Source organism: Echinicola strongylocentroti (genome assembly GCF_003260975.1).
Lineage (GTDB): Bacteria > Bacteroidota > Bacteroidia > Cytophagales > Cyclobacteriaceae > Echinicola > Echinicola strongylocentroti.
The window spans coordinates 280,566-305,159 of the sequence record NZ_CP030041.1; the positions used below are offsets into that span (position 1 = coordinate 280,566).

General features: G+C 43.8%; 14 protein-coding genes. 8 read left to right on the forward strand and 6 right to left on the reverse strand.

Translation table 11 applies throughout. The features are described 5' to 3' along the window. The first annotated feature begins 12 nt into the window (after positions 1–12). From DN752_RS01045 to DN752_RS01080, 8 genes are all read left to right on the forward strand, one after another. A complete protein-coding gene (locus DN752_RS01045) occupies positions 13–3,063 on the forward strand; it encodes a T9SS-dependent choice-of-anchor J family protein (RefSeq protein WP_112782250.1) in 3,051 nt (1,016 codons plus the stop codon). A gap of 769 nt (positions 3,064–3,832) precedes the next feature. Beyond that, positions 3,833–4,966 (forward strand): ISAs1 family transposase, encoded by a 1,134-nt coding sequence (locus tag DN752_RS01050; RefSeq protein ID WP_112786382.1) that lies wholly within the window; start codon positions 3,833–3,835, stop codon positions 4,964–4,966. Positions 4,967–5,193: 227 nt separating this feature from the next. Continuing rightward, entirely contained in the window at positions 5,194–5,760 is a 567-nt protein-coding gene (locus DN752_RS01055; protein ID WP_112782251.1) for an RNA polymerase sigma factor, read from the forward strand. A 120-nt stretch (positions 5,761–5,880) separates the two neighbouring features. Further along, a complete protein-coding gene (locus tag DN752_RS01060) occupies positions 5,881–7,005 on the forward strand; it encodes a FecR family protein (protein ID WP_112782252.1) in 1,125 nt (374 codons plus the stop codon). Between the two features lie 162 nt (positions 7,006–7,167). After that, positions 7,168–10,674 carry a SusC/RagA family TonB-linked outer membrane protein gene (locus DN752_RS01065; RefSeq protein WP_211324113.1) on the forward strand — a complete coding sequence of 1,169 codons (3,507 nt, stop codon included), beginning with the start codon at positions 7,168–7,170 and terminating at the stop codon, positions 10,672–10,674. Positions 10,675–10,685: 11 nt separating this feature from the next. Further along, complete coding sequence (locus DN752_RS01070) at positions 10,686–12,260, forward strand: SusD/RagB family nutrient-binding outer membrane lipoprotein (protein WP_112782253.1); 1,575 nt, start codon at positions 10,686–10,688, stop codon at positions 12,258–12,260. Positions 12,261–12,333: 73 nt separating this feature from the next. Then, the gene (locus tag DN752_RS01075) at positions 12,334–13,659 is read left to right on the forward strand and encodes a purple acid phosphatase family protein (protein WP_112782254.1); all 1,326 of its coding nucleotides are present in this window, start codon (positions 12,334–12,336) and stop codon (positions 13,657–13,659) included. Positions 13,660–13,669: 10 nt separating this feature from the next. Continuing rightward, positions 13,670–15,265, forward strand: a complete 1,596-nt coding sequence (locus tag DN752_RS01080; protein ID WP_112786384.1) for a calcineurin-like phosphoesterase C-terminal domain-containing protein — start codon at positions 13,670–13,672, stop codon at positions 15,263–15,265. Positions 15,266–15,499: 234 nt separating this feature from the next. Here the strand turns inward: DN752_RS01080 and DN752_RS01085 are convergent, their stop codons facing one another. The 6 genes from DN752_RS01085 to DN752_RS01110 all read right to left on the reverse strand — a co-directional run bounded on the left by DN752_RS01085 (position 15,500) and on the right by DN752_RS01110 (position 24,590). Continuing rightward, positions 15,500–16,948, reverse strand: coding sequence for a sialate O-acetylesterase (locus DN752_RS01085; RefSeq protein WP_112782255.1), 1,449 nt, complete (start codon positions 16,946–16,948; stop codon positions 15,500–15,502). After that, complete coding sequence (locus tag DN752_RS01090; RefSeq protein WP_112782256.1) at positions 16,948–18,618, reverse strand: ribulokinase; 1,671 nt, start codon at positions 18,616–18,618, stop codon at positions 16,948–16,950. The genes DN752_RS01085 and DN752_RS01090 overlap by 1 nt, the downstream gene beginning before the upstream one ends. Then, on the reverse strand, positions 18,618–20,120 hold the full coding sequence (locus DN752_RS01095; RefSeq protein ID WP_112782257.1) for a sodium:solute symporter: 1,503 nt from the start codon (positions 20,118–20,120) through the stop codon (positions 18,618–18,620). Before DN752_RS01095 ends, DN752_RS01090 begins: the two co-directional genes overlap by 1 nt. A 68-nt stretch (positions 20,121–20,188) precedes the next feature. Beyond that, positions 20,189–21,118, reverse strand: a complete 930-nt coding sequence (locus DN752_RS01100) for a dihydrodipicolinate synthase family protein (protein WP_112782258.1) — start codon at positions 21,116–21,118, stop codon at positions 20,189–20,191. Positions 21,119–21,123: 5 nt separating this feature from the next. Continuing rightward, complete coding sequence (locus DN752_RS01105; protein ID WP_112782259.1) at positions 21,124–22,611, reverse strand: DUF3748 domain-containing protein; 1,488 nt, start codon at positions 22,609–22,611, stop codon at positions 21,124–21,126. 11 nt (positions 22,612–22,622) lie between these two features. Then, the gene (locus DN752_RS01110) at positions 22,623–24,590 is read right to left on the reverse strand and encodes an FG-GAP repeat domain-containing protein (RefSeq protein WP_211324114.1); all 1,968 of its coding nucleotides are present in this window, start codon (positions 24,588–24,590) and stop codon (positions 22,623–22,625) included. Positions 24,591–24,594: the final 4 nt, after the last annotated feature.

A 24,594-nucleotide genomic window follows, 5' to 3' on the forward strand; every position in this document is an offset into this window, starting at 1 on the left:
ATTCAATTATTAATGAAAAGGATATTACTGATTTTAAGGATAGAGTTAGTACTATCCTTTTTGTTATTTTTAGGGTGTTCGACACTTTTTGCGCAGCAACCCCTTACGCCTGCAGCCAGCACCAGTATTCAAGCTCCCATCGAGCAATGTACTGCCCCACTGGTAGAGCAGAAGCAAATAGAAGCCTTGGGAATTTTTGGTTCCAAAGAATATTTTGAAGCGTGGATGGAGGATAAAATCCAAGACCGCACGGGCGCCAACCGAAGAACTGCAATGGACGAAGTGCGAGTGATTCCTGTAGTCGTACATGTAATCCATAATGGAGAGCCGCTCGGCCAAGGAGCCAACATCCCCCAATCACAAATAGAGGCCCAAATCCGCATCCTCAACGAAGACTACAACCGCACCAACGCAGATGCATCCAATACGCTGGCGGCATTCCAACCTGTGGCTGCCAATGCCAATATTCAGTTTGTACTGGCCAAGCAGGATCCCAGGGGGCTGCCCACGAATGGTGTCAATCGGGTGCAAGGGCCACAAACAAGTTATACGCAAGGAGATGCTATTACATTAAGTCAGTCTTCCTATTGGGACGCTGAAGACTACTTAAATATATGGGTTGCTCCACTGGAAACCATTAATTTGGGGTGGTCTTCCTTTCCTGTTTCGGATTTACAAGGACTGAACTTCCCTCCCACTTCCAAGGAAACCGATGGTGTGACCATCGATTACGAATACTTTGGCGAAGGAGGCAGTGCCATTACTGCTTCAAGGGGCCGGACTGCTACACATGAGGTAGGCCACTTTCTAGGACTCAGGCATATCTGGGGAGATGGAGGATGTGACGTGGATGACTTCGTCAATGACACCCCCGACCAAAACGGCTCTAATAGTAGTTGCCAGACCGACAGAACCACCTGTGGCACCTTGGACATGACCCAAAATTACATGGACTATACACCAGATGCTTGCATGAACATTTTCACGCAAGGCCAACTGGAACGAATGAATGTTGTCTTGGCCAATAGCCCACGGCGGATTTCCTTGGTCAATGGGCGGGCTACGCAAGCCCCTCAGGTCGTCGCCCATGACCTGGCACTGGAGACGATCATTGCCCCAAAAGATTATGTCTGCTCCACCACCATTACTCCGCAAGTCAGTATCTATAATGCAGGCACCGATCGGCTAACAAGTGCTGAGCTGACCATTAGCCTAAACGGCCAGGTGCTGGAACAAAAATCATTTAATTTTGACCTTAATCAGGGAGATGGCGAAACCCTTGCCTTTGATCCTATTCAAGTGGCCAATTCAGGCAACAACTTTGAAGTCAATATCATTGGGGTCAATGGCGGTACCGATGAGAACACGGCCAATAATACCCTCACTACCTCTCCAGTCATACAACCCAATCTCGCCTTGCCGTACAGCTATGGATCTGAAGACTTTAATGAGGTATGGACTGTAAAAAATGATGACGAGGCGCTTACTTGGGAAACGCTGAACCTGATCTTGGATGGCCAGTCGGTAGACGCCGTAGGCTTAAATTTTTACAATTATGAAACCAGTGGAGCGACAGATTACCTGATTTCACCACAGATCAACCTGACGGAGTTCCCCAATGCCCAACTGGTCTTTGACATGGCTTATGCAAGGTACCCTGATGAAGGGCTGGACGATCAATTGATCATTGGTATTTCTACAGACTGTGGCAACACCTTTGACCTGATCAATCCTCCCTATCAAAAATCCCAAGAAAGCCTGGAAACGGCTACCGCCTCTACGGCTGAATTTATACCAAACTCAGCGAGTGATTTCCGCACAGAGGTAGTTGACCTCAGCCAGTTTTCAGGAGACGGGAATGTCCGCATTGCATTTATTACTATCAATGGTTTCGGCAACAACCTGTTTATCAAAGACATTCGCATCAATGCAGCACAGGAAACCAATTATGGTTTTAGCTTGGATCAGCTGGTAAGTCCTTCCCCAGTTCCCGACGGCAATCAAGAGAGCGATGTGATCCGCTTGACCAACACAGGAAACCTACACATCAACACCTTACTGGTGGACAGGGTTCTAAACGGCTTTGGCCAGAGCACCTTGACCTTGGAGGACATGGATATTGCTCCCGATGAGCAAGTGGACGTCCAACTCCCATCCTTGCTGAATGATGGACAAAATGAAATGGAATATCGCCTTCATTCCCCAAACTACGACCAAAACACCAACAATGAACAGCAAATTAGACGCTTCTTCTACCAAGACGCCGGATCAGTGGAAGTCCCTTGGAGACAGTATTTTGATGATTTGCTCCAGCTGGAACCTTGGACAACTGTCAACCCGGAAAATGGCGAGGATGCATGGGAGGTAGTCGTCAAAGAAGGCTCCCAAAATGACAATCTAGCTGTCCTTCAAGGCCAATCTTCTGGCAATACGTATTGGCTGGGATCACCGCTGATGGATTTGAGCAATACCAGCAGGGCAAGCATTTTCTTTGACCGTGCAGCTAGTGGGATTACCGATAATACACGATTAAAGGTGATGCTAAGCCTAGACGGTGGCCAGACTTTTGAGAATCAAGTGGCGGTCTTTGAAGGGGAAACTTTAAACACTATTATCGGTGATAGCCCAGTAAATCCCAATACAGCGAGCGAGTTTGTCAAAGAATTTGTCGACTTGTCCGCATTTGCAGGGGAAGGCAGTGAAAATTCCAGAATCGCCTTCGTGGCAGAAAATGGCACTGGCACCTCTAACCCCATTTATCTGGACAATATCGAATTATTCCTTTCGGATGATCCCGATCCGGTCTATCCTACAGATGGTGATGCCATCCTATATCCTAACCCGGCCACGGATATTTTTAGCTTGGTATTTAACCTCTCCCGACGTGAAGATGTCAGGATCCAAGTCGTAAGTACCAGCGGCCAAGTCGCACATGATGTAATTTACCCTGGCACGCTAAATCAAACGTATCATTTCAGCACAGCACTATTTTCCAAAGGAATTTTCATCATCAAAATCCAGAGCGAAACACTTTCGATCACCAAAAGACTGATCATTCGGTAGATGGTTAGTAGTGAGATTTGGGTATTGAGTCTTGAGTATTGAGATTTGAGACAATTTCACCTCATGTAGGTGTGGGTGTCCTTCGGCTACGCTCAGGAACCCACGGTTTCGTTTAGGAACATACGGTTACGCTCAGGGTCCCATGGTTACACTTAGGAATCCACGGTTATTCCTGATTCCTGTTCTGGGAGTGTGGTCAGTAAATTGTTAAGCTTCAAGAAGACTATAATAACTTTTCAGCCACTCCAATGCCAAGAGCTGTGGGTTTTCTTGCGCATTGGACTGAGAACCATCTGCAGCAAGTACAGAGGAGTCCTTGCGAGAAAAAGTAAGAATGCGAGTACTTTCGAAAATGTTTCAATAGGCCATTGTCATTAAACTCAAATTCTAAGACTTTGAGGAAGTAACGTAAAGTAGCTAACTTATTTGACTGATTAGGAGGGGGGGCGCAATAACATCTCTGCCTAGCTCTCATTAGGATCCACTCCCCACAACAAATGCATCCGTCGAATAAGGAAGCCTTACTCCCTCCCTTTAACCTTAAATTTATTGAAAATCAGCTAATTATATTTAGTTTTCTGTTCTATCTGACAGCTGTGTTTCTTTTGGCCACGAAGTCTCGAAGCCACTAAGTGGGTGGATTGGGAAGCGTCATGCGCTTGGCGCCTTTGTTTCTAAAAAAACTTAGGGCCCTGAGGCCAGGGAAATCGCTTTTAAAAATCCGAGGAAATTAAAAGGATATGGTTAAATTTGGATGTGGGTAAAAAAAATGCCCAAATCCAACGATACCCCAAAAATAAAATGCGGTTTTTCTGCATATTTTTCTGAATTGAAAGATCCCCGACGCATCATGAAAGGTAATCACCTTTACCCTCTTGAAGAACTACTCTTTCTCTCCATTGCAGCGGTAGTCAGCGGAGCGGATAGCTGGACCTCTATCAGTTATTTTGGGCGTACCAAGCTGGATTGGCTCAGGAAATGGTACCCTTTTGAAAACGGCACACCTTCCCATGATGTCCTAGGAAAAGTGTTTGCTGCTCTTGATCCTGATGCGTTCAACAGGTGTTTTGTCTGCTGGGTTGACTCGATAGCGCAGCTCACCTCAGGAGAAGTAGTATCCATTGACGGCAAGGCACTCTGCGGTTCCGGCGACAAGACCAACGGAAAGTCCGCATTACATGTGGTGTCAGCCTTTGCTACGGCCAACGGTCTATGCCTCGGACAGGTTGCCGTGGATGCCAAGAGCAATGAGATCACCGCGATACCCGAACTGTTGGAGCTTCTTGCCATCAAGGGTTGCATCGTCACCATTGATGCCATGGGCTGCCAAAAAAGCATTGCCCGGGCTGTGAGGGACAAAGGAGCTGACTACCTACTGATGGTCAAGGGGAACCAGAAAGAACTTAAGGACCAAGTCGAAAAACTGTTTTCCGTAGCCCCGGTGAAAGCAGCATTCAGCAGCAATGATTTGGGACATGGCAGGATAGAGCACAGAAAATGCGAGGTGATCGACCAGTTGAGGTTTCTCGATGGCAAAGAGCATTGGCTGGATTTGAAAACGGTTATAAGAATCACTTCGCAAAGAACCATCAAACAAACAGGGAAGGGAAATACCGAAACAAGATATTACATATCATCGCTTGGACCGGATGCCAAACTCATCAACAGTGCAATAAGGAGCCACTGGGCAGTGGAAAACAACCTCCATTGGAGCCTGGATGTGGTTTTCAAAGAAGATACCTCCCTTAAAAAGAAAGATCATTCGGCCCTGAATTACAATGTCATTGCCAAAATGGCCCTAACATTGATCGATCAGGAGAAATCCACCAAGAAGAGTAAACCATCCAAAAGATTAATCGCAGCATTGGATGATGATTATAGAGCTAAAATCCTCAAAATCTAAAAGCGATTTCCCTGGCCCTGAGGCCTTTGTGGCTTACCATTTATAGCAGACTACAACGGTGAAGGTACCGCTAACTGATCCGGTGAATCGTCCCTAATATGCCCTAGGTATGTGGACAATCCCAAGTTACCCTCCAGCTTTTCCGTTTGATCCGTTACAATTAACAAACAGATAATGGCCGTAAAACAATATCTTTTGGTTATCGGGCTAAATTTGGGTCATTACAAATGGAACATCCCGAAAAAAACATCGATGAAAAATTGGTTTCACTGCTCAAACAGGGAAATCATCTGGCCTTTCAACAAATCTATGAACGTTATTGGGAACAATTGTACCAATCGGTGCACAATGTCCTCCACGACCAAGCACTGACAGAGGATGTTCTTCATGAGCTATTTACTGATCTCTGGTGGAGAAGGGAGCAATTGGAAATCAGGAACCTAAAACAATATTTGGCTAGGGCCGTACGGAACGGTGCACTGCTCAAGCTCCGCAACAATCGTTGGGTTGCTATCCCTCCGCAATTCTTAACTGACCTGTCCACCGTACCAGATGTGGAGCTGGACCTGGACCACAGGGATCTCACAAAAACCATAGAAGCAGCCATCGATGACCTTCCCGAACGGTGCAAGGTTATTTTTCAGATGAGCCGTTTTGAACATTATTCCATTCCTGAAATTGCCCAGCACTTCAATATTTCCCACCGTACGGTGGAAAACCAGCTCCATCGCGCGCTGAAGCACCTTAAGGCCATATTGGGAGCAATTATATTTCAGTTTTTCCACCTATTTTGACCTTTTCGGTTATATCAAATCATTTCCCCTAGATTATCAGTTTGTTAAATCCATCTTTTAACGGCAATTCACGTGTGCGTACCCTAGCGGTAATGCACCTTATCTGTATAACGGATAAAAATGTCAGAGAAAGAACTATACCGGTTATTGGATAAAATGGAGCAGGGAACTTCCTCGGAAGAGGAAAGGCAACTCCTTTATCGGTTGTACCAAAAATTTCAGCACACCAATACCATGGAACCCTGGGCCGATTCCAAGGTGGAAGCATCAAAGAAAAGACTTTGGAACAGGATCAATGGATCAATAGGAAAACCCCAAAAACCCGGGACACAAAAAGTGGTTTGGAAAAGGGTTGTTGTTGCAGCGGCGATGATGGTAGGGATATCACTTCTGGGACTTTTCGTGCTCCGTACCATGGCACCAGGCCCCGTTACGAAAGGCCAAATTACCCTTGAATTACCGGATGGAACGGTCAAAGTCCTGGATTCAGAAAAATCCCAACCAATCCATGACCATAATGGGAATAAAATCGGAAATCAGCTTGGCAACCAAGTGGTCTTCTCCCCTTCCGTGGCTATTGACAAGAAAGCCCTTCACACCGTTCATGTCCCCTACGGTAAAAAGGTTGCCATTTCGCTTCCTGATGGTACCAAGATCAACCTGAACGCAGGTTCTTCATTGACCTTTCCGGCCAGCTTCACGAAGGGAAATAAAAGACAGGTTTCACTTACCGGCGAGGCCTATTTGAAAGTGGCAAAGGACACTCTCCACCCATTTATACTCAAGGCAAACGAATTATCGGTAGAAGTTTTGGGCACTGAATTCAATGTCCATGCCTACAGTGAAGACCAGTTTTCAGAAGTTGTCCTTGTTGAAGGTTCTGTCCAGCTTGCCAGTGCGGGTAAAGAAAGCAGACCTTCCTCTACCCTCCTCCTATTGCCGGGCAATAAGGCGCGGTTCCAACATAGTTCACAAAGGCTATCACAGGAACCGGTGTCCACTGAAATATATACTGCTTGGCTGGAAGACGAATTGGTATTCAGAGATATGAGCTTTGACAATATCCTTAAAAAACTGGAACGACAATATGATGTTGATATCATAAACCAAAACCGTCAGCTATCAACGGTAAAATTCCAGGCCAGCTTTGGGAAAAAGCCCCTCATCGAAACTGTCTTTGAGGAGCTTAGCTTGGTATATCATATCAACTATAAAATCAAAGGAAACACCATAACTATCCATTAAACCTTAAACTGAAGAGCCCATGAAGTAAAAAAACAAACCATTCAAACGACCCCTTCCAGCAGTGCCTTAGGCAAAAAAACAAACGGAAAATGCAGCCACATTTTCCGTTGTTCAAGAGTGGTCAACCATTACAGATCAATCACTATTTTCTAAAACAAAAGTATGAAAATTCTTCTGAACATTTCAAGAAGCAGGTACCTATTGTTGAACATTTGCCTCAACGTTATATTGGGCAGTATGTTCTTTATGGCCTTGCTTCCCCCTGCCCAGGCCAAAGAAAGCTTGGATATGAAACAAACATTGACCTTGAATTTCAAGGAAATCTCGCTCGGTCGGTTCATTGATGAAGTAGAAAGGTCCTCGGACTACCGCTTCATTTTCAAGTTGGAGGATGTTGACCTCGACCACACCTTTGGTTTGGAGGTCGAGGATCAGCCCATCGAGACCATCATGGACCTTGCCCTCAGGAACACGGGTATGGATTATAAGCTCCTTGACTACAGGGTTTACCTTACCACCAAAGATGCTGCATCCCTATCCGGATCGAGAAAAGCCCCGATCCACAACCCGGTTTCGGTTTCCGGTATGGTAACCGATGAAAACGGTGAAGCCCTCTTCGGAGCAATAGTAGTTGAAAAAGGCACTACCAATGGCGTAACCACCAATTATGAGGGGGAGTTCACCTTGGAGGTTTCCTCGCCAGAGGTGACCTTGGCCATCAGTTATATCGGTTTTTTATCACAAGAAATTCCACTGAATGGAAGAAAAAGGCTAGCAATAACCTTGCAGGAAGAAGTTGCGGGACTGGATGAAGTGGTCGTTACCGCCTTTGGTATCAAACAGGACAAAAAGGCACTGGGCTACACCTCACAGGACATAGCCCCGGAAGAGCTCACCCAATCCAAGGAAACAAATTTTGTCAACGGACTTTCAGGAAAGGTAGCCGGAGTCAATATAACCAATAGTCCTTCCGGAATAGGAGGCTCCTCATTGATTACAATCAGGGGGACGTCTTCTTTGGACTTGAGCAAGAATTCCCCGCTGTTTGTCGTAGACGGGACCCCTGTCAGCAATGGATTTTTCTCCCCCCGTGGCGATGGTACCAGTGACGTGGACTATGGCAATGATGCCGGGGAGATCAATGCGCAAAACATCGCTTCTATCAACGTACTCAAAGGCCCTGCGGCAGCTGCCCTCTACGGCTCCCGTGCTGCCAATGGTGCCATTATCATCACCACCAAAAAAGGAGACACGGACGGAGTGCTCAAGGTCAGCCTCAACTCAAGCGTCGGGGTGGAAACCTTGTTGACCATGCCGCAATGGCAAAATGAATATGGACAGGGCAACAACCAGGAATTTGCCTTTGTGGATGGCTCGGGCAGTGGCACCAATGACGGATTGGACGAAAGTTGGGGGCCAAAGTTGGACGAAGGACTCATGATCCCCCAATTCGACTCCCCACGGACAGACGGTACCCGTGGTGGGGACGTGGATGTCAGTACTGCTGATATAATCCCCACCCCTTGGATTTCCCACCCGGATAATGTAAAGGATTTCTTCCAGACAGGCCTGGTGCTGAACAATGGCATAGCCGTGTCCAAGGGAGGAAAGTTCGGCAGCTTCAGGTTGGCCTACCAAAACCTGGACCAAAAGGGCATTGTGCCCAATACGGACCTCAAAAGGAACAACATGAACCTTTCGGCCAGCCTGGACCTGGCAAAGGGACTGAAATTGAACACCCATATCAACTACCTGAAACAGGATAGCGATAACAGGCCTTCGGTAAGCTATGGTACCGAGAACATCATGTACCTATGGGTCTGGTATGGAAGGCAGATCAACACGGCAAGCCTGAGAAATTACTGGCAGAATGGAATGGAAGGATCCCAGCAGTTCAACTACAATTACAACTACCATGACAATGCCTATTTCAACGTGTATGAAAATACCAATACCCAGGACAAGGACCGCCTATACGGCAATATCAACCTTTCCTATGATTTCTTGGACCACTTTACCGTTATGCTTCGAACGGGAAGGGATTTTTACCGGGACCTTCGTACCAAAAGGAGGGCGTTCAGTACCCAGCGATTTCCAAGGGGTTATTATAGGGAAGACGATATATTCTACGAAGAGATCAACACCGACTTTTTGGTTTCCTACCAAAACAACTTCGGTGGACTTTGGAAAGTAGATCTTTCGCTTGGAGGAAACCGCCTGGACCAAAAAAGGACCTATAACAGGACAATGGCCGATGAGTTGATCAATCCGGGCGTCTATTCGTTCAACAATGCCCGAACCCAGTTAAAAGTGGTGGAAAGCGACCAGGACAGACGTGTAAACAGCCTTTATGGCTTTGGCAGGTTTTCCTATGATGAAAAACTGTTTTTGGAGCTTTCAGCGAGAAATGATTGGTCGAGCACCTTGCCCAGCAACAACAACTCCTATTTTTACCCATCGGCCAATTTAAGCGTGCTATTGGACCGATACCTTAGGTTGCCCGAGGTTTTTTCCTTTACACAGATCAGGGCCGCCTTTGCTGCTGTCGGCAACGACACGGATCCCTATCGGAACGGTCAACCGGTGTACAATAACGGAGGCACCTATGCAGGGTACCCCATCCTGGGTGAATCCTCCACCATTACCAATGCCAACTTAAAACCGGAAAACACTTCATCTTTTGAAATAGGTGCGGATATCAGGTTTTTTGACGATGCCCTGGGGCTGGATGTTGCGGTATACAAGAACATCACTACCAATCAAATCCTAAATGTACCTGCGGATATTGCCAGTGGCTATAGCAACCGTGCCATCAACCTTGGCAAGGTGGAGAACAGGGGCGTCGAACTGATCCTAAATGCAAGGCCAATTTACAAGCAACATTTCAAATGGAACGTAACGGCCAACTATTCCAGCAACAGGAGCAAGGTCAGTGACCTGGATGGTATTGATTATACCATTGTAGAGAACAAGGCCTTTATACAGGCCAGAGAGGGTGGATCCATCAGTGCCATGTATGGAAGGGGATTCCAACGGGTCGATGATCCTTCCAGCCCATATCATGGCCAGATCATTTACGACTCCAGTGGCGCGCCCCTTAGAACCGACGGTTTGGAATACCAAGGTGACTATGCACCGGATTTTATGCTGGGTATCCAAAACCAGTTTAGGATCAGCAATTTTGACATCGGTTTTCTATTCGACATCCGAAAGGGAGGAATGATCGTATCGCGCACCAAGGTGGTCGGCAGCCTTGCCGGACAGCTCGAGGAAACACTGGTCGGAAGGGAGGAAGGCCTTATTGGCGAAGGAGTAGTGGAAACCTCACCGGGTGTTTATGCACCGAACGAAACGCGGGTAAGCGCCAGGACCTATTACCATAACAACTACAAAAGCGATAATGTAGAGGCCTCGAAGTACGATGCATCCTATATCAAACTTCGGGAAGTCGGTATTGGCTACACCCTTCCTTCCTCCATCAGTGAAAAATTCTCACTGGACAATGTAAGGGTTTCCCTGACAGGGAGGAATTTGGCCCTATGGACAGAAAACCCCCACTTTGATCCGGAAACCCTTTCCGTAGAAGGTGGGACACTCAATCCGGGCTATGAATACATGTCCCTTCCCAGTACAAGGTCCTTCACCTTTAATATCAACATCAACTTTTAACCGCCACCAAAATGTATACTAACCGTTTGAACTTTACCTATATGTTGGCCATATGCCTACTGGGATTTGCGTGCACTGCCGATTTTGAAGATATCAATACCGACAGCAAAAGACCGGTGGCCACCACGCCTGACCTGCTCCTCCCAGGGATCATCAAGTCCACGGCCAGTGCCTGGGGAGCACGGGGCGGAGAGGAAGGGCTGGTCGTCACTCAGCATGCCGGAGAAATCCAATCCACCAACGATGACACCTACCGCTGGAACCCAAACCCACAGCCCTATACCGATGGATACAACACGCTCAGGGACGTTTACAACCTTATCGATGTATCCCAGGACACCGAGGGGTTTTCGAGCTATTATGGTATCGGTCTAGTGCTGAAATGCTGGAACTACCAATTCATAACAGATGCTTATGGGGACATCCCCTATCTGGAAGCTGTACAGGGGAAAACAGCGGGAAACTTTTTTCCTGCCTTTACTCCCCAAAAGGAAATTTACCAGGGCATGATCGACGATTTGGTTTTGGCCAACCAGGTTCTTGCCCGTGAAGGAATCAGCATTTCCGGGGACATCCTGTATGCCGGTGACCTTATGAAATGGAGGAAATTCGCCAATTCCCTAAGGTTAAGGTTATTGATGAGGATTTCCGATGCAGACCCAGGTGCTGCCCAAGCAGGCATCCGTGAAATCGTGGCAGACCCCGAAACCTTTCCGGTCTTTGAAAGCAATGATGATATGGCCGCTTTGCAGCATGACATCGAAAATCCTCCAAGTCGCTATACCACCAGGGTCGGCTCCTTTGATTCCTATCGGCTGAGCAGGACATTGGAACAGCGGCTGAAGGCGATGAATGATCCCCGGTTAAAGGTATTCGCACAACCCATTTCCGCTTCGGGAAAAAACATTTATTCCGAGCATTGGGATGATTATGCGGGAATCCAGAATGGCCTGAGCGCCGATGAGTCGGAAAGTTACAGTCCAACGGACGATCCTTCAAAATCAGGATCCAATTTCATTTCCCGTTTGGGTATTCTTTATGCTTGCCAAGAGTGTAATACCCTCTCCTCTCCCGTGGCCGCCCAGACGGTGATCATGACTTATTCTGAAGTGGCATTCCTCATTGCCGAGGCTATCCAACGGGAAATCCTACCTTCGGGCAATGCCGAGGAGCACTACCAAAAAGGAATCCGGGCCTCATTTGACTACTATGCCGATAGGACGGCCGTTGGTGGTTGGGACAATATCACCAATGCCCTAATGTCCTTGGATATGGAAAGTTATCTTTCCCAGGAAAACGTTGGTTTTTCTGGGAACCCCACCGCGAACCTGCAAAAAATATACCTACAAAAGTGGATCTCCCAGTTCTATACGGGCATGGAGGCATGGTCGCAATGGAGAAGGACAAACCAACCCGAAGTCATTCCGGGACCAGATGCGGCCAACGACCAAAAGGTACCTGTCAGGTTCCTATACCCCAACGAAATCAAGGCCACCAATAGCCGAAATTACGAAAGTGCAGTATTGAATATGGGCGGCGATTACCTTACCACGCGTCTATGGTGGGACATCGCCGATAACCAGTGATCATTTTCCAACACTTTCAGTTTATATGTGGGCGTAGCAGGGGTTGCTATGCCCATTTTAAAACCTTCAACACATGAAATTACCTTATGTTATTATTGCTTTTCTGTTATGGATTGGCTGCCCAGACACCTATGGACAGTCCAAGGTTCCGGAGCACCTCATCCTTACCACTTATGACGATCCCTCACGTTCACAGGCCATCACCTGGCGAACCTCCGCTCCCGTCGACAACCCGGTTGTGGAGATCATCAAGGCCACGGCGGCTCCCTATGACACTGTCGGGCTCAGGAGCATCAAGGCCAATTCCCAAGAGGTAATGGCCAAAGAAGGACAAATGTACTATTATCATTCATCCAAGATCGGCCATCTTTCCCCAGGGATGCTTTACCGGTACCGAGTAGGGACTGCTTCCGGTCCTTGGGGGCCCTGGAACCAGTTTCAGACCGTGTCCAACGAAGCGCCAACACTTGAGTTCATCTATTTGGGCGATATACAGAACGACATCCTTTCTTGGGGAACCCGTACGGTATGGGCCGGTCACCGTAAGGCTCCAAGTGCAGACTTTATGCTTTTTGCCGGGGATTGTGTGGACAATGGCCACAACAACGGACAATGGACAGAATGGTTTGGAGCTCTGGGCAGGGTTGGCGAAACCATGAACATTGTCCCGGTAACTGGCAATCATGAATACGACCGCATGGAAGATGACAGGGATGAGAAAACCCTGTCCACGTTTTGGCAACCGCAGTTTGTCCTCCCGGAAAATGGAGTGGGCCACCTTTCAGAAAGCGTTTTTTTTATCGACTATCCTGCCATGAGGCTAATTGTGCTGAACAGCATGGTCGCCCTCTCTTCGGAAAAGGAGCTGAAGCTACAGACGGCTTGGCTTGAAAAGACACTTGCCGAAAACAACAAAAAATGGACGGTGGTCACCTTCCACCATCCCCTATTCAGTGCCCGTGACGGAAGGTATGGTGACTATCCAGCCCTTCGAAAATATTGGAAACCCTTATTTGAGAAGTACCAAGTTGATCTGGTGCTGACAGGCCATGATCATATGTACGGTAGATCGGCCCATCAAATGGAATCAAATAATCTTGGTAAAAATGAAACGGGCCCTGTTTACGTGGTGTCTGTGGCAGGCCCCAAAATGTATGGAATGAAGGAAGAGAAAAGGTGGACGGATCGTGCCGGGGTCAATACGCAGCTGTACCAGGTCATTTCCATTGTCGCTGACCAGTTGGCTTACCGTGCCTATACCGTCACCGACAAACTTTACGATTCATTCGACCTGATCAAGCAAAAGGAACGATTCAACCGTATCGAGGAGCATATTCCTTTTGACTTGCGTTCAGAAAACCGCTTTCCCGATGGAAGGTATACCAACAAAAACCGTTAAACCTTATTGCATGATGTATTTGATAAAAACCACCTTGTGGGCGAGTGCCTGCTATATTGCCCTGTCCCTAACACTTCCTGTAAAGGTCCATGCCCAGCAAAACGTATCTGGGATTGTATTTGAAGACATGGACAGAAACGGCAAAAAGGGACATAACGAAAAGGGATTGCCCGGGGTCAGTGTCACCAATGGCCAAGAAGTTTCCCTAACCGATAAAGACGGGAAATATATCCTTCCCGCATCCAATGATATGATTGTATCGGTCATCAAACCCTCGGGATACGCTGTCCCAGTCAATGACCATTTCCAACCCCAATTTTACTATATCCATAAACCAGGGGGATCCCCTGATTCCGGTGAAAGAGGTGTTGCTCCCACTGGAGAATTACCGGCCTCTGTCGACTTTGCTCTCATCCCCCAAATAGAGGAGAATAATTTTTCCGTTTTGGTGTTTGGCGACCCACAGGCAGATGACTCTACCAATGCCGGATACTTTGAAACAGCCATCGTCGATGAGGTCATTGGCGGAAGGGGTGCTGCTTTTGGCATTAGCTTGGGCGATCTTGGCTCACGTCAGTTGTTTCCCACCTACATTGCAAGCATTGGCAAAATAGGCGTTCCATGGTACAACCTGTTGGGAAACCATGACATGAACCATGGTGACACCGATAAGCTGACCGACGAAACCTACGAGGCCAGTTTTGGGCCCGCCAACTACGCCTTCAATTATGGCAATGCCCATTTTATCGTTCTTGATGATGTCATCTCACCCGATCCCTATGGAAGGAGAAGCTATATAGGAGGTTTTCGGGATGACATACTCACCTTCGTCAAAAATGACCTAAAACATGTCCCCAAGGACAAATTAATTGTACTGGCGTTCCATATTCCCATATATGAATTTGAAAAAGGACCCGACCAGTTTATCGAAGGCAATCGTGAAAGGCTCTTTGGACTGCTCAAGGGATATGACCATACGCTTTCCCTTTCGGGACATACCCATTCGGAAAACCACCACTTTTTCACCTCGGAAGAGGGCTGGCCCAATAAAGGCTTCCACCACCATTACAATCCAGGTGCCACTTCCGGATCAATTTATATCGGGCCAAAGGACAGTTATGGCACTCCATCAAGCATCATGCGTGATGGCACACCAAAAGGGTATGCGTTCCTGCACATCACAGGGAACAGCTATACCTATGAGTATGTACCGTCTGGTGACAATGATTGGAAAATGAGCATCCACATTCCCAAAATAGTACCCAAGGCCAAAAAATACCGTGGTGAGGTATCGGTGAACTTCTTTCAGGGTAGCCCACGGGACAGCGTAATGTACAGGGTGGATGGTGGAAAATGGGAAGCACTCAAGCGAAGCCCGGAATATGACAAGTTCCTTTTGGATATCCATTATGAATGGGATCACGCTGAAGAACTTCCATGGGGAATCAGGCCTTCTACCCCATTGATTTCCTCCCATATCTGGACCGGACGAATGCCCTCTGACCTACCTCTAGGCGATCATACCATGGAAATTATGGCTACGGATTGGCTCGGTAGGACTTACCGTTCTTCCAAGACTTTCACAATTGTCCCCGACCATAAATAACCGGTCCAAGGGAATTCCCCAATATCTTTTGGATTCTGGACAAGGGGCAAATTCACTGATGCTGTCCCTTGTCCTTTCCCAGCAACAACATTTTTCATCCTCACTTTCGCTCGATTATATTTTTGGCTAGGTCTGAGCAGGCCAGCACTCGTTAGAGTTCCGACTCCATCAGTTCATTGTTCGCTGCCTTGATCCTTTTGTTCCTATTGGGAATGTACAGACACAAGATCCCGCTTATTTCCATGCATTCATTCTAAAGGAGGAAACGGGCAATCCTCCTGAACTAAATAATATCCCCATCTTGTAATTTTCAAAGCCATAATGAACAGCAATGGGATTATCCACTTCATCACAACTTAAGAAAAGTTTATTACCTTTTACTCTTGCATTAGACTTATAAAAAATGCTATCGTTCGATGAAATAAAAAAGCTTGCTTCATTATCTACATGTTTTTTAACAATCAAACCATTTGGCACATTTTCAAATTCAACTATTAGCTCATTTCCTGACTGGGACAAATTACTGGGTATAGGGCTAGAATGTTCAAAGCCCTGCAAATTATATGTCTTTGCCAATGCCTGATAAGCTAAACGTAAACCAACTTCCTTTTTCTTTTTGGGATGGATATTTTTCTCTTCTCCAATATCCATTAACACAGCCATTCCTGAATTAGGTATCCTATAACTCGCTTTCAACTGGGCCTCACGGAGGTATGCTCCATTACGTTCTCCCACTAGCTTTCCATAGATATATCTTTTATAACTATATGGAGCAATTTGAGTATAGTAGAAGTCCAGTTTTTCTTGCTCCCACTCCTTTCTCCATGATTTGACTAACTGAACCATTAGATCCTCATAATTAGAAGGGTTAACAACATTTGATTCACCTTGATACCATAAAACGCCCCTAATTCCATAACCTATAATTGGCCGCAGCATGGCATTATAAAGCAATGTAGCTTTCCTATTTGGAGTTTTTATGCCCTCCATACTTTCTGGAATCGAAATCTCATTAAAATCTGATAACATTTGCTTTGACATCCAAGATTGAATATTGGATCCTCCGTAAGCAGAGACAATCACACCTACAGGAACATTTAATGATTTGTTTAAATAGTTGGCAAAATACCAAGCGACCGCGCTGAATTCGGAAACTGTTTTTGAAGTTGATTTCTCCCACCTTCCTTCAAAATTTTCAAGTGGCTCCAAGCTAGCGTTCCTTGGGACTTTAATTAGTCTTATCGATTGATTATCTGAAGTTAACAAATCCTCATTGGCTCCTTCTACGGGTTGAGAAGTATATCCCTTCATAGGCATCTCCATATTGGATTGCCCGGAACAAAGCCAAACCTCGCCAATGAGTACATCTTTAATTTCAAACTTATCGCCATCATCAAAACTCAAGGTAAATGGGCCACCAGACATTGGTGTTTTGACCCATGCTTTCCATTTTCCATTGGAGTCTGATTTTGTTTTGATTTCCTCCTTTAACCATGGTACTGAAATACTAACTGCTCTATTAGATTCTGACCATCCCCAGATTGGAACTTCAGCATCTCGTTGCAAAACCATATTATCTGAAAATATAGCGGGCATCACCACCTTGGCAGTGGAGGGAATTTTGATTACCAAAATTACAGCCAATGTGCCAATAAAAATTTTTATTGATTTGTTCAATTTCATTATGTGTTTAATTTTAGGTTTTCAATTATTGAACCCTCTTTCTCATACATTTTATACTTTTCAATGTATACTTCCTGATTTCGGAGGTTAGGGGAATAAACATTTTGAAATGAAGGCACCATTTTGGCAACCGCTTGATCCATTGATGAATACACATTACTCGCTACGGCCGCATGGATTGCAGACCCCAATGCTGGAGCTTCTTTGGATGCAGATATTTTTATGGGCTTTCCAATTATATCGGCCATCGTCTGCATCACCAATGGGGACTTATTGGCTACACCACCAATTGCTATAATTTCTTCAACTGACAAGCCTTTTCCTTCAATATGGTCTATTATCTTTTTAGAGCCAAAGCAAAGTGCTTCAACCATTGCCCTGAACATATGGGATGTTTTTGTCCCAATATGGAGATTCAGAAAAGCGCCCTTTAGTGTTTCTTTTGCGAAAGGTGATCGTCTCCCATTTATCCAGTCCAAAGCACTTGCATCATTTAAGATAGGTTCCAAATCCAAAGCTTCCCGGGATAATTCATCTAAAATGGAATCCTCAAGTTCTTCTATCAGTTTTTGTTTAATCATTGCATCTAACTGTGTACTGCGTTGGATAATTTGCTTTGATGGTTCTAATATGACTCCAGCAAACCATGCCAACACATCACCGAATCCTGCTTGCCCAGCTTCAAAGCCTATTGTTCCTGGTAAAACAGCACCCTCAACTTGTCCACAAATTCCTTCAATAGGATCAATTTCTGAATTAGTAGGAGACCCTACTAAAATATCACATGTTGATGTACCAATAACTTTAACCAGCGTATTTGGGGAAATCCCTGCTCCCACAGCGCCAGCATGCGCATCCAATGTACCTACCGCAACGGCAGTATCTACGGACAATCCAAGCTTATCAGCCCACTTTAAACATAATGTGCCTGCTTTTTCGGATGCATGATAAGTCTCTTCATATAATTTTTCTCTTAGATCTCCCAATTCAGGTCTAATCCCGTACCAAAATGATGCTGGAGGAAGTCCAGACCATCTCTTATTCCACATAGCCTTATGGCCTGCTGCTGTTCTACTCCTCTTTAAACTTAAAGGTCTTTCTCCTGTTAACTGTCCAACGATAAAATCACAATGTTCCATCCAAGTATATATATCACCTGCAATAGTTGAATCTTTTTTATAAACCGAAAGGACCTTTGCCCAAAACCATTCGCTAGAATAGTTTCCTCCTGAAAAAGCGGTATAATCTATCCCTCCATCTTTTGCAGCCTTAGTAATTTCCTCTGCTTCAGCGACAGCTGTGTGGTCCTTCCATAGTACCACCATAGCATTTGGATTATTTGAAAATTTGGATGACATTGATAAAGCGTCACCATTTTCATCAACTGGAATTGGAGAGGATCCCGTAGTATCTATACCTATTCCTTTCACTCTCCTTGTATCAATTCCTGCATCCTGAATTATCTTGGAAACGGTATACTCCAAACCTTCTAAATGATCTAAAGGGTCCTGCCTAAATTGATGAGAATCAGCATCACAATAAAACTTCTTTGACCACCTAGGATACCAATAGACGGCACTTTTTAATACTTCTCCATCCAATGTATCCACCAGAATACTACGTACTGAGTCAGTACCAAAATCAACACCTATAACATAATCTTTTGGCATTATTTTTCTTCGATTTTAAGTTTAAGGGAAACTAAATTTGAAACTAAGAATCCAACAACAAAAATTGTAACTGTACCTAATACAATAGTCAGATTTGTATGCAATGTGTTTTGGTAATCCTCCAACCCAGTACCTTCTAATATCCAAGGAGACAAACTCATCCATGAAATCACCAATACACCTACAAGAACACCCATTCCGGCTGTTTTACCTGAGACATGCTTTGCAATAAGACCCAATAGAAATAATCCTAGTATTCCTCCAGAGAAAATTGATGAAAGAGCCCACCAAGCATCCAAAGCACTTGATACTCCATTGAATGCCAAACCAACAACTATACTTGCGCCTCCCATCACAAATGAAGTCAGAAAAAGTACTCCCATAGCCTGTTTATCACTTGCGCTTTTATTGATGTATTTTTTGTAAAAATCAGATAAAAGCACTGTTGCGGAGCTATTAACACTTGTCGACACTGTGCTCATTCCAGCTGCAAAAATGGATGCAATCAACAAACCCGTGATCCCCTTAGGTAATCCTGTAACAATAAAATAAGGAAATACTTTATCTGCACTAGAGCCTGCCTTTAATTCTTCAGGAAGAATCTCTGGATAAACATGATAATAAGAAAACAATGCAGTTCCAATAAAAAAGAAAAGTAAAGAAACAGGAACATATAACAAGCTTCCAAACCAAGTTGATTTAACTGCCTCTCTTTCATTCTTAGCACTTAAATACCTTTGAACATAACTTTGATCAATTCCGAAGTTCTGTAAATTAATAAATAGACCGTATATAAGAATCATCCAGAAAGTCGATGACGTAAAATCAAAATCAAAACTACCCAAGCTAAACTTATTGGCCTCATTAGCTATCTGTATGGTTTGCTGAGGACCTTCAGGCATGGAAAAAAGAATCACCAATACACAAACCAATGCCCCAATGATCAATACTATTCCTTGAATCGCATCTGTCCATACTACGGCCTCAATACCTCCCAACATCGCATAAATAATTACGCTTACACCAGTACAAATTATTATAGTAGATATATCCCACCCAAAAAGAGCATTCATTGGAAGTGCCAGCAAATACAAAATCGCTCCCATTCGGGCAAGCTGTGTAAGTAGATAACAAATCGAAGCATAGGTTCTTGCCCACGGTCCAAAACGTGTTTCCAAATAGTAATAAGCTGATTCGCTTTTTACTTTCCTGTATAGTGGAACAAAGTACTTTACTGCAATCCATGCCGCTATGGGAATAGATAAACTGAATACAAAGCCATTCCAATTGGACAAATAGGCATTACCTGGTAGAGCCAGAAAGCTTATGCTACTTACGAAAGTAGCAAAAATGGACATTCCAATTGCCCAAGAAGGTAATCTTCCGCCACCAGTTGTATAATCTTTAGGGGTTCTTTTCCGAAAGGAAAATGAAACCCCAAATGCAATAATAGCGGTCATATAAACCACAAAGACCACAAGGTCAGTCATAGGTAAATTCATGTCATTTAATAAGGTTAATTTGGTGTTATAAGGTCAGTCAAAATCCTTAAAAAAGAATAAAACATCTGTCACTCAATAATCATAGAGGCTATCTTACTAAACCTAACTTTAAGCTCTTCTACTTCATTTGGTTCAAAAGGAAACAAAGGAGGCACAAATTGAGCTTGAATAATCCCTAAAAATGATAAGGAAGTCTTAAGTCCTTTTAAATAGCTTGATTTATAACCTCCATGCTGATAAATTTTTTGACTAATACTCATCACTAGCTTCTGAAGGCGAATAATTTCATCAATATTATTCTCAACAGCTGCTTGATAAAGTTTAACATAGAGCTTTGGGAACAAATTGGCACCTCCACAAACGCCTCCATATCCACCCATTAAAACCGTTTCAGCTAACATTTCTTCTGGCCCCACCATCAATACAAAATCTGGTTGATCATTAAAATTAAATTGTAAGGACTGGAAATAACTTCCATTAGCTGAACTATCCTTAAGCCCAATTATTTTTTTGTGTTTGGAAAGTGCAACTGCAGTCTCTACATCAATAGAAACTTTGGTATGTGATGGCATATTATACAAAAATAATGGTAATGGAATACTGTTTGCCAATTGCTCATAAAAATGATAAAGCTCCTCTTGGTCGATTCCCATATAGTATGGAGGTGCGGCCACCACTGCATACGCTCCTGATCTTTCGGCAAATTTGGAAAGCTCTATACATCCTTGAAGACATACATCCGTAACACCTACCAAGACCGGAATCCTACCATTAACAAATTTACAAGTCGATGCTATAAGTTCCTTTTTCTGTGCTATATCTAAACTAGAAAACTCTCCTGTAGTTCCCAGAATAAAGACCCCATGGACGCCTCCTGAAATCAAATGCTCAACTAGTTTTTCAACACCCTGAATATCAACCTTGCCTTTAGTATCAATAGGTGTCACCATTGGAGGGATTATTCCTTTTATAGGTGTATCTTGATTTAAAATTTGCATTGTTATTATTGTTTTTTTAAATGTTTTGAAAGATCTAATAGAAAAACTTGGTAAAAGCGACCTGCTCCACTCAAAACTTTCCGATTGTAAACTATTTGATAGCCCTTGTTCGACCAATTAATATTAGATAACCCGATATTTGAGGATTCTTCAGAATTAGACAACACCCTTCTGGTTACCCCATCTGATACATTTGTAATAAAAATCCCCTCTTCGTAGCCATAGGCAAGGTAATTACCATCACTACTCAATGAAAAAGAAGTATCCAAGCTAAAAGAATTGTTGGTAATCTGGCTTATTTCACCTGAATTAGGGACTACTTTGTAAATTTGAACCTCTCCCAGATTATCCTTCATACAGAAATAAATCGCCTGTCCATCTGGAGAGCTGCGCAACCATTGTCGCGGCCCTTGTACACCTGGATATTTTCTATCTTGGGTAAAAGTCAATCTTTTCTGGATCACTCCTGCAGGTACAGACGGGAGTAAAAACTCAGTCCCTGCATCAGTGGAAGTGATCATTTGATTGGGCTGGGATGGTAATTGACTAATAAATACTTCAGTAGATTTTTCATTTTTTTTATTGATAATATCCCCGAGATATGCCAAAGAATAAGTAATATTTGAATTTGAGCCCAAACTATTCTTTACTTGAGAAACCCAACATTCTTCATAAGCTTTCATGATCTCACTTGAACCTGGTTTTGGGTCTTCGTTCACTCTTGCAAGAACAAATGCTACCCTTTCCCCTTTAAAGTTTTTTTCATTTTGTTTTCCTTTCAAATCCACAGAATCACCACTCCATAATGCCCCAACGGTCCTAAGATCAGCTATATCCTGATTAGTCTCTGCCTCCCTTCTTAGGATATCGTCATTATATGTAAAACTCACCCATTGGCCATCTGAACTATAAGAATATGCATGGGAACCTCCTCGAAGTGCACCTTTCGTATAAGGGAATTGTACATCTCTTGATTCCATCGGCCTAAAAAGATGGTCTCCTACTTCACTAATTTGAACTTTCATAGCAAATCTCCGCGTAAAATCATATGGATCCTCTCGGGAGGCATTTTTTAACCCATGAATAAATACCACCTCTTCCTTTTTAGGGTGATAACTTACGGCTCCCATCCCTGGCCCATATTTGGACTGTTGATCATAGAAATAAATCGTTTCTATTTTTCCATTCTCGATATTGAGTCGTTGAATTGATCCGTTTTCACCAATTTTCCCATCGTCATTTCTGTTATCAAAAACTACATGTACATCATCGGGGGAAAACACTTGCCTCTGATTAAGAAAATGTCCCTTGAAGTCGAAGGTTAATTGTTTTTCTTTCAATCCTATTTCTATTATTTCATTGGTAGTTTTAACAGATTTATTTGATCCTGTTCGACAACTAAGCACCATAAGTGAAATCATTCCTATTAAAAGCAATTTATATAAATCAATTCCTCGCTTATCGTAATTAGAAGTTAGGTTAACTTTTTGCATTTCTATGGAGATTATCTTTCCATATGATAGAAATGTCCATCCTCTGCACCAACCAACACATCCCAAACACCATTATTATTCCAATCCACAAAAGTTGGGCTGGTGGTATGACCTGCCAAAACCTTCTCTGAAATGACTCCATGATGCTTAAAAATCACTTTTCCACTTTCTTGGTCTATATTTTCAAACAGGGACACACTGGTGCTATTTACCAGTAAGTCTAAATCTCCATCATTGTCCCAATCAAAAAAGGAGATTTTCCTCCTGCCACTTCCTCCTGCCTCAGCATGATTCAATCTCAATGGTCCACCTTCCTTATTTATAGCTTTATCTTTGTTTGAATAAACAGAGGCATCTTTTCCATAAAATATTCTTCGGCCAGGGTCTACCCCTCTTTCTCCATTTATTCTATTTCCCTTATAAAATGAAAGAAAACCTTCATGGTCTAACATCACCAAATCCATCATTCCATCCTTGTCCCAATCTATGGCAAATGGTGTAGTCCTCCATTGAGTGACTAATTCATTATTGGAGGGCTTCCACCAGTTCCAGTCAGGAGAAGGAATTTCTTTATCACTATCCAACCTAATAGGACGGGGCTTTTCAAGTGACTTTCCGTTATTCCTTATCCACTGAACTTTTCCCCAAATTGAATTGAATATGATGTCCTTAATTCCATCTCCGTCCCAATCTGTTACCGAGAGTGTCGTATAACCCCATTTGGCTTCTGCAGGTCCTTGAATAGATCCTGCCCCACCTGCTTGTATTCTTAGCGTTTGGCCATCGACTTCTAAAAGTTTAGGTTCTGCCCATTTAGGTGATGCTTTACCATCTAAATTTTCTATAAAAGCAATATATCCAGCTGAATTACCAGCAATAATATCTTCATCTCCATCATTATCCCAATCTACCCCTACCGGGGTGGCTAAAGCCCCGAATTTTAAATTATCAGCTTTCTGTCTGAAATATTTTGGTGATTCAAACAACGGTGCTCCATCTTGCGTTTTTCCTGTATGCCTTATCAATGCGACCCTACCATCTTCATCTCCTACGACCAAATCCACATTTCCGTCTTTATCCCAATCTACGGCCACAGGAATAATCATTTCAAGGTCCATCTTGATAATGCCCTCTGTATTCTTCAAAAATTCTCCTTCTCTGTACTTGGGCTTATTGCGAGTTCCTATATTTTCAAAATATGTTAATCGATCTAAAAATTCTCCACAAATAAGATCTAGATCTCCATCACCATCGAAATCTGCAAAATTAGGAGTAGGGGCCCCATAAACATCCAAAGTTTTACCGCCAGCCTTTAACTTTCCTTTGTTGATGTAATCGCCCTCCGTGTTTTCCAAAAGAAAAACATATCCGTGTAAAGGTCCATTGGTCCATTCTCCTTTTTTATTGAAGGCATTATCCCATCCGTAATCTGCCCAATCATCAATACCAACAACTACATCCAAATCACCATCCCCATCATAATCAACCATTTTCCATTGATTAAAACGTACTTTTTCCAATCCCTTTTTTAAACTATCGGCATCATACAATCTCTCTTTAAATTCAGCCAAATTATTTCTGAAATCCATAAGCTCGGCCCCTGGCACATTTACTCTTATCCCTTTATCAGTGTGGGAAACCTGAATGTTTTTTATGGCATCACCTAACCTTACTGGTGGTGCGAAATCGGGGAATTCTTCACCTGAGATATTCTCAAAATAATATATGCCATTAAAAGGTTTATCAGGGCATGAAACCAACATATCCATATCACCATCCCCATCATAATCCATAGGAAGTGGCCAAGCCCATAAACCTACTCCTAAATATGAAGTAGCTTCAGGGTTGTTATATTTGACAATCTTAAATTCAGACTGTGCTACGGAGGAACTGTTATCAATTGAGTCCTTAGCTTCTGAGCATGAGAACAACATCAATACACTAGCTGCTAATCCTGTATAGAAAAGATTCTTTATCATAGCT